Annotated in this window: 6 protein-coding genes (1 of these 6 running past the window's edge); 2 read left to right on the forward strand and 4 right to left on the reverse strand. The window is 59.3% G+C overall.

The genetic code is table 11. The annotated features are described in order from the left end of the window. The first annotated feature begins 21 nt into the window (after positions 1 to 21). Positions 22 to 2,190: a malate synthase G gene (locus CFBP6623_RS13865; RefSeq protein ID WP_046799743.1), complete on the forward strand. Its 2,169-nt coding sequence runs from the start codon at positions 22 to 24 to the stop codon at positions 2,188 to 2,190. Positions 2,191 to 2,271: 81 nt separating this feature from the next. On the opposite strand, the gene CFBP6623_RS13870 is transcribed toward CFBP6623_RS13865, so the two are convergent. After that, positions 2,272 to 2,985 carry a L,D-transpeptidase gene (locus CFBP6623_RS13870; protein WP_046799744.1) on the reverse strand — a complete coding sequence of 238 codons (714 nt, stop codon included), beginning with the start codon at positions 2,983 to 2,985 and terminating at the stop codon, positions 2,272 to 2,274. A gap of 183 nt (positions 2,986 to 3,168) precedes the next feature. On the opposite strand from CFBP6623_RS13870, the gene CFBP6623_RS13875 reads away from it, so the two are divergent. Next, the gene (locus CFBP6623_RS13875) at positions 3,169 to 3,654 is read left to right on the forward strand and encodes an MmcB family DNA repair protein (protein ID WP_004444350.1); all 486 of its coding nucleotides are present in this window, start codon (positions 3,169 to 3,171) and stop codon (positions 3,652 to 3,654) included. Positions 3,655 to 3,660: 6 nt separating this feature from the next. Here CFBP6623_RS13875 and CFBP6623_RS13880 read toward each other — a convergent pair whose 3' ends face one another. The 3 genes from CFBP6623_RS13880 to hrpB form a co-directional block, all read right to left on the reverse strand. Continuing rightward, entirely contained in the window at positions 3,661 to 4,248 is a 588-nt protein-coding gene (locus CFBP6623_RS13880; RefSeq protein WP_046799745.1) for an ActR/PrrA/RegA family redox response regulator transcription factor, read from the reverse strand. Between the two features lie 73 nt (positions 4,249 to 4,321). Beyond that, positions 4,322 to 5,629 carry a two-component system sensor histidine kinase ActS gene (gene actS, locus CFBP6623_RS13885; RefSeq protein ID WP_080842433.1) on the reverse strand — a complete coding sequence of 436 codons (1,308 nt, stop codon included), beginning with the start codon at positions 5,627 to 5,629 and terminating at the stop codon, positions 4,322 to 4,324. Between the two features lie 29 nt (positions 5,630 to 5,658). Then, positions 5,659 to 7,246, reverse strand: partial view of an ATP-dependent helicase HrpB gene (gene hrpB / locus CFBP6623_RS13890; RefSeq protein ID WP_046799747.1) — the 3' portion only. 899 nt of this gene lie beyond the right edge of the window; the window shows 1,588 of its 2,487 coding nt (coding positions 900-2,487); its start codon lies off the right edge, out of view; it ends in the stop codon at positions 5,659 to 5,661.

Here is a 7,246-nt window from a genome sequence, read left to right on the forward strand (position 1 = left end):
TTCAGAATAAAGGAGGCGCATGTGAGCCGCACGAATAAATTCGGTCTTTCCATCGATGACAGGCTTTATGCCTTTTTGACGGATGAAGTCCTGCCGGGCACGGGCCTGGACAACGAGACTTTCTTCGAAGGCTTTTCTGCCATCGTCCATGCGCTTGCTCCCAAGAACCGTGAATTGCTGGCAAAGCGCGACGCCCTGCAGGAAAAGCTGGATGGCTGGTATCGGCAAAATGGCGCTCCGGTGGATTTTGACACCTATGAGAGCTTTCTGAAGGAAATCGGTTATCTGCTGCCTGAAGGTCCCGGCTTCAAGGTGGAAACCAGCAATGTCGATCCTGAAATTGCCGCTGTCGCCGGCCCGCAGCTCGTTGTCCCGGTCATGAATGCGCGTTACGCGCTGAATGCCGCCAATGCTCGCTGGGGTTCGCTTTACGATGCGCTTTATGGCACGGATGCCATTTCTGATGCCGATGGTGCGGAAAAGGGCAGGGGCTATAATCCGAAACGCGGCGAAAAGGTCATCGCCTGGGCGCGCAACTTTCTTGACGAGTCGGCCCCGCTCGAAACGGCAGGCTGGTCGGATGTGACCGGCTTCAAGATCGCTGACGGGGCATTGCAGCTTGCAATCGGTGACGGCACGACGGGACTGAAGGATGCCGCGCAATTCAAGGGTTTTACCGGCGAGGCAGAAAGGCCGGCAACCATCCTGCTTGGCAAGAATGGTTTGCACACCGAGATCGTCATCGATCCTTCGACCGAAATCGGCAAGGGGGATAAGGCAGGTATCTCGGATGTCATTCTCGAATCCGCGCTGACAACCATCATGGATTGCGAGGATTCGGTCGCTGCCGTTGATGCCGAAGACAAGGTTCTGGTTTACGGCAACTGGCTTGGCCTGATGCGCGGCGATCTGACGGAAGAGGTTGCGAAGGGTGGCAAGACCTTCACCCGTAGCCTGAACCCAGATCGTTATTATACCGCACCCAATGGTTCGGCGCTCACTTTGCCGGGGCGCTCGCTGATGCTGGTGCGCAATGTCGGTCATCTCATGACCAATCCGGCAATCCTCGATAGAGATGGCCGTGAGGTTCCGGAAGGCATCATGGATGCTGTCGTCACCGGACTGATCGCGCTTTACGACGTCGGCCCGTCCGGGCGGCGGCAGAATTCCCGCGCCGGCTCCATGTATGTCGTCAAGCCGAAGATGCACGGGCCGGAAGAGGTCGCTTTCGCCAACGAGATATTCTCTCGCGTCGAAAACCTCGTCGGCATGGCGCCGAATACCATGAAGATGGGCATCATGGATGAGGAGCGCCGCACCACAGTCAACCTCAAGGAAAGCATCCGTGCTGCGAAGGACCGCGTCGTTTTCATCAACACCGGCTTCCTCGACCGCACCGGCGACGAAATCCATACCTCGATGGAAGCGGGTCCGATGATCCGCAAGGGCGACATGAAGCAGGCGGCCTGGATCGCGGCTTACGAGAACTGGAACGTCGATATCGGGCTGGAATGCGGCCTTTCCGGCCACGCGCAGATCGGCAAGGGCATGTGGGCCATGCCGGACCTGATGGCGGCAATGCTGGAGCAGAAGATCGCACATCCGAAAGCAGGCGCCAATACCGCCTGGGTGCCGTCGCCGACGGCGGCGACGCTGCATGCCACACATTATCACAAGGTCGATGTCGCAGCCGTTCAGGAAAGCTTGAAAAGCCGAGGTCGCGCGAAGCTTTCCGATATCCTCTCGGTGCCGGTCGCGCCGCGTCCCAACTGGACCCCGGAGGAAATTCAGCGCGAACTCGATAACAACGCCCAAGGTATCCTTGGATATGTCGTGCGCTGGGTCGATCAGGGTGTCGGTTGCTCCAAGGTGCCTGACATCAACAATGTCGGACTGATGGAAGATCGCGCGACGCTGCGCATCTCCGCACAGCACATGGCAAACTGGCTGCGCCACGGCGTGGTGACGGAAGGGCAGATCGTTGAGACCATGAAACGCATGGCTGCCGTAGTCGATGGGCAGAATGCCGACGACCCTGCCTATTTGCCGATGGCGTCCGATTTTGAAGGATCGATCGCATTTCAGGCGGCTGTCGAGCTTGTACTGAAGGGCCGTGAACAGCCGAATGGCTACACTGAACCGGTTCTGCACCGCCGCCGTCTGGAACTGAAGGCGAAGCAGTCAGCCTGAGGCCGCTGCTTAGGCGTCTAGGATAAATAAAAAAGCCGCCGGGAAATTCCACGGCGGCTTTTTCTTTGCTTGTATCTGATCTTACTGGATCACGACGACCTTGGAGCTGCGGCCCGGACGGACGCGGCTGTAAAGATCCATGACATCCTGGTTGATCATGCGGATGCAGCCGGAAGAGGCGGCGGTGCCGATCGAAGCCCATTCGGGCGAACCATGGATGCGGAACAGCGTATCCTGTCCCTTTTCGTTAAAGAGATACATGGCGCGCGCGCCGAGCGGGTTGGACAGGCCGGGGCCCATGCCTGCCTCGACATATTTCGCGACTTCCGGCTTGCGGTCGGCCATTTCCTTCGGCGGATGCCACATCGGCCATTCCTGCTTCCAGGCGACATAGGCTTCACCGGCCCAGGCGAAACCCGCCTTGCCGACGCCGATGCCGTAGCGAACCGCGCGGTTGCCGGACAGGATATAATAGAGGTAACGATCGCGCGTATTGACGATGATCGTGCCGGGACGTTCGTTCGTCTGGAACTCAACGATCTGACGGCGGAACTTCTCGTTTACACGATTGATCGGAATGGCCGGCAGCGCGTAGCCCGCATCGGTCACGGGACCGTATACGTCATTGAAAATCTGAACGGTTTCGACTTTTGCCGGAACGGGATCAGCAACCGGCACTGATGCCGCTATCTTGCCGGATGTCGGGCGAGTTGATTGGGAGGTGGTTTCAGCGCAGCCGGCCAGAGCCAGTGCTGCCGTCAGACCAAGAGCGGTCAATGAAGTACGGATGCGCATGTTGTTCTCGCGGAAAATTCGCCAAATTGTGCGAAGGAGTAGGCTTAATTGGATAAATCGGTTATTTTCCATTCAGCCGCTCTTGGCAAGCCGTTGCGTCGCCGCGAAACGGCTGCGCATCTAAAATTGCCGGTTGATTGCCTTTTTGCAACAATAGGCCAAACGCTTCAGCAGCCTTTATCCATGACTATTCTTTCCGTTACCAACAATAATCCCTTAATAGACGGTCGCCAGTCGGACAAGGCGATGCTGGTGCGTCGTGGCGTTCAGGTACTTTTGCACGAGATGCGCCATTCGGTGCTGCCGGAACTACCGCTTGCGAGTGGACGAAGGGCGGATCTCATCAGCCTGTCGGTCAAGGGGGAGATCTGGATCATCGAAATCAAATCCTCGATCGAGGATTTCCGTGTCGATCGCAAATGGCCGGAATACCGCCTGCATTGCGACAGGCTGTTTTTCGCGACACATCCCGAAGTGCCGACCGATATCTTTCCGGAAGAATGCGGATTGATCCTCTCGGATGGATATGGCGCCCATATGCTTCGCGATGCGCCGGAGCATAAATTGCCGCCGGCGACCCGCAAATCGGTGATGCTGGATTTCTCGAGAACCGCTGCAACCCGGTTGATGCTGGCGGAATGGACAACCGGGCGCAGTTTCGGCGAATGACGCCGCTTATTTGGGTGCGCGCTTGGCGAGAATGCGCTGCAAGGTGCGCCGGTGCATGTTGAGACGGCGGGCGGTCTCTGAGACGTTGCGTTCGCACATTTCATAAACGCGCTGAATATGCTCCCACCGCACACGGTCGGCTGACATGGGGTTCTCGGGAACTTCGGTCTTTTCACCCTTGCGCTGTGTAAGCGCATTAAAGACATCGTCCGCATCTGCGGGTTTGGCGAGATAGTCCAGCGCTCCGAGCTTCACTGCGGTAACGGCGGTTGCGATATTGCCATAACCGGTCAGCACGACAATCTGTGTATCGTCCCGGTTCTGCCTGATAGCTTCGATCACTTCCAGCCCGTTGCCATCGGTAAGCCGCAGATCGACCACCGCATATTTGGGCGGCGCAGCCTTGGAGCGGGCAATGCCCTCGCTCACCGTCTCGGCAGTGTCGACGGCAAAGCCGCGCGTTTCCATTGCCCGGGCAAGCCGGCGCAGAAACGGTCCGTCATCATCGACGATCAGCAGAGATTTGTCGGGTCCGATGGGATCGATATCGTCCGCGGGTGCGCTGGTGGTTGGGGTCTGGTCTTCTGTCTTCATGTTTCCGGCCTTCCGGCAACTTCGTCGGCTTTGTTTTCTTCTTCTTATCGCCGCTTCAACGTGGATGGTAAAGTCAACGGTTTCTTTTATCGTCCATAAGCGCGCGAGGCCAGATGATTGTGACCCGCGCGCCGGTTTTGCTGGAGCCAAGATTTTCGAAGGTAACGGTGGCGCCGGATCGCTCAAGCAGCGTCTTGGCAATAAAAAGGCCAAGCCCCAGCCCGCCCGCCCGGGTTTCGTTGTGCCGTTCCGTCACATAGGGCTCGCCGATACGGGCAAGCACGTCATGGGCATAACCCGGCCCATCATCCTCGATGAGGACCGCGACATTCTGCGAATCATGCTCCACCGTCACCGTCACCTTCTCCCGCGCATAATCCACGCCGTTTTCGATGAGGTTGCCCAGTCCATAGATGATGCCGGCGTTGCGAATGCCGACCGGTTCGTCGGCCCGGTTGCTCTTTTCCACAAGTTCGAGGCGAATGCCGAATTCCCGGTGCGGTGCCATCACCTCCTCGATCAGCGAAGAGAGCGGCAGGCGACGCATATGTTCCTCATTATCGGCGGAAAGCGACGTGAGGCGGCGCAGAATATCGCGGCACCTTTCACTCTGGCTGCGCAGCAGCGCTATGTCTTCGCCATATTTTTCATCATTTCCGAGCTCGCGCTCCATTTCCTTGGCGACAACGCTGATGGTCGCAAGCGGCGTGCCGAGCTCATGCGCTGCGGCGGCTGCAAGCCCATCCAGCTGCGAGAGGTGTTTTTCCCGCTCCAGCACCAGTTCGGTTGCGGCCAGCGCGTCGGCCAGCTGATTGGCCTCATGCGAAACGCGATAGGCATAAAAGGCCGCAAAGGATGTGGTGGCGATGATCGCGACCCAGGTACCGACGTGCAGCAGGAGCTGGATCGGCAAAACCTCGCCGGGATACCAGGGAACCGGAAACGGCGAAAAGGCGATCGCTGTTGAGCAGATGATGGCAAAGGCAAGAAGAATAAGCGAATGCCGCAGCGGCTGCGAGGCAAACGCGATGATCACCTGCACGCAGATCAGCGGTGCGAAAGGATTGGAAAGGCCGCCGGTAATATAGATCAACGCCGTCAATTGCAGCAGGTCGAAGGCCAGCAGCAACGTCGCTTCCCACGGCTCCAGACGATAGGTGGAGGGAAAGCGGGCGGTGAGAAACAGATTGGCAAGCGCCAGCGCCGCAATCAGCAGGCCGCAGGCCAGAAGCGGCAGGGGGAAGTTAAGCCCGAAAGCAACGAACAAGATCGTCGCCGTCTGTCCGGCAACGGCGAGCCATCGCAGCCAGACAATTGTCTGCAGCCTTATTCTGCGGCTGGCGCGGCCAAGCCTTGTGGTTTCGATAGGATGGCCAGCCACCTTCGTCTCCTTTACCCTATTCATCGTCGTCACGTTCCGCGCGGTTTCGCACGGCTGGTCGGCAGCGCCGCTGCCGGGTCCTCCGGCCATGGATGGCGCGGATAACGCCCACGCATATCCGCCCGCACATCTTTCCACGATCCCGCCCAGAAACCGGGAAGATCGCGTGTGGTCTGTATCGGCCTGTGTGCCGGCGACGTCAATTCCAGCAGCAGAGGCAAGCGCCCCTGCGCGATAGCGGGGTGCGATGTCAACCCGAAAAGCTCCTGCACGCGAATGGAAAGGGTCGGTTCGCTGGCATCATATCGAATGGGATGCCGGTGGCCCGTCGGCGCCTCGAAATGTGTTGGCGCTAGTCTTCCGAGGTCACGCGCCACCTCGTGCGGTACCAGAGACATAATCCCTTCGGAAAGGCTGCCGGGTCGAATGTCCTGCAGGCTACGCGCACCGTGCTGGAAAGGAACGAACCAGTCATCAAGTCGCGAAAGCAATGCCGCATCGCTGACGTCGGGCCAGGGATCACCGATGCTCGCGTTCAGAAAACCGATCCGGTCGCGTAGCTGCAGGGTTTCTTTCGAGAAGGGCAGAATGCCGATGCCGAATTCCCGAATGCCATTGGCGAGTGCCAGTGCTGCCTTTTCGCCTTCCGGGCGGGGCAGGGGCGTTTCATCGAGGATGATGGCGCCGAGGCGCGTGACCCGGCGGGCGCGGGCCTGGCCGCTTGCCTTGTCAAAGAGCAACTGGTCCTGCTGAACGATAAGGTGCGGCATCCGCTCTTCTATATCGACCCTGTCAATGCCTGCTGCCGCAAGGATGCGCGGTTGCGCCGCTCGCCCGGTAATGTCGGCCACGACAAGCATTCTGCTCGCCGCCAGCCGCTCGGTCTCGGCAAGTTCGGCACCGCGCCCATTCGCCATCACATAACGGCCGCGTGCTCCGCGCTGAAGCGCGATCCTGTCCGGATAGGCATGCAGCAGCAGCGGGCCGGCTTCGCTCGGCAATTCGGCTACCGTCTTTGTATCGCCAATCGCATCGAACAGCCTTGATGCCAGCTTGCGCGCCGCCTGCGCTCTTTCGCTCCTGTCGGAAACAAAGCGCCGTAGCCGTTCATCAAGATCGAGATCGTTTCCGCCCAGCCCCTGTTCCGTCAACATGACGGCGAGCATCGCCGCCTTTTTCCCCGCACCCTCGCTTGCCGCTGCAATCACCATCGCCGCCAGCCGTGGCGGCAGTGAAAGGCCGCGCATCAGGCGACCACGCTGTGTCAGTGCGCCGCTTTCATCGAGAGCGCCGAGATTTTTGAGAAGCGCCACCGATTCCTTGAGCGCGACTTCAGGCGGTGTGTCCAGAAAGGCGAGCATGGAAGGATCGTGAACACCCCAATGGGCGAGATCCAGCGCAAGGCCGGAAAGATCACTCGCCAGAATTTGCGGTGGGGTAAAGACATTAAGCGCCGCCGTCTGTCCCGGATGCCATAGACGGATCGCAACGCCGGGTTCCGTTCGCCCCGCGCGGCCCGCCCGCTGATCGGCGGAAGCCCGCGACACCCGCACGGTCTCCAGCCTCGTTATTCCCGTTGCCGGTTCGAACACCGGTAGTCGCTGCAACCCGCTGTCA

The sequence above is a fragment of the Agrobacterium tumefaciens genome (genome assembly GCF_005221385.1).
In the GTDB taxonomy this organism is placed as follows: domain Bacteria; phylum Pseudomonadota; class Alphaproteobacteria; order Rhizobiales; family Rhizobiaceae; genus Agrobacterium; species Agrobacterium tomkonis.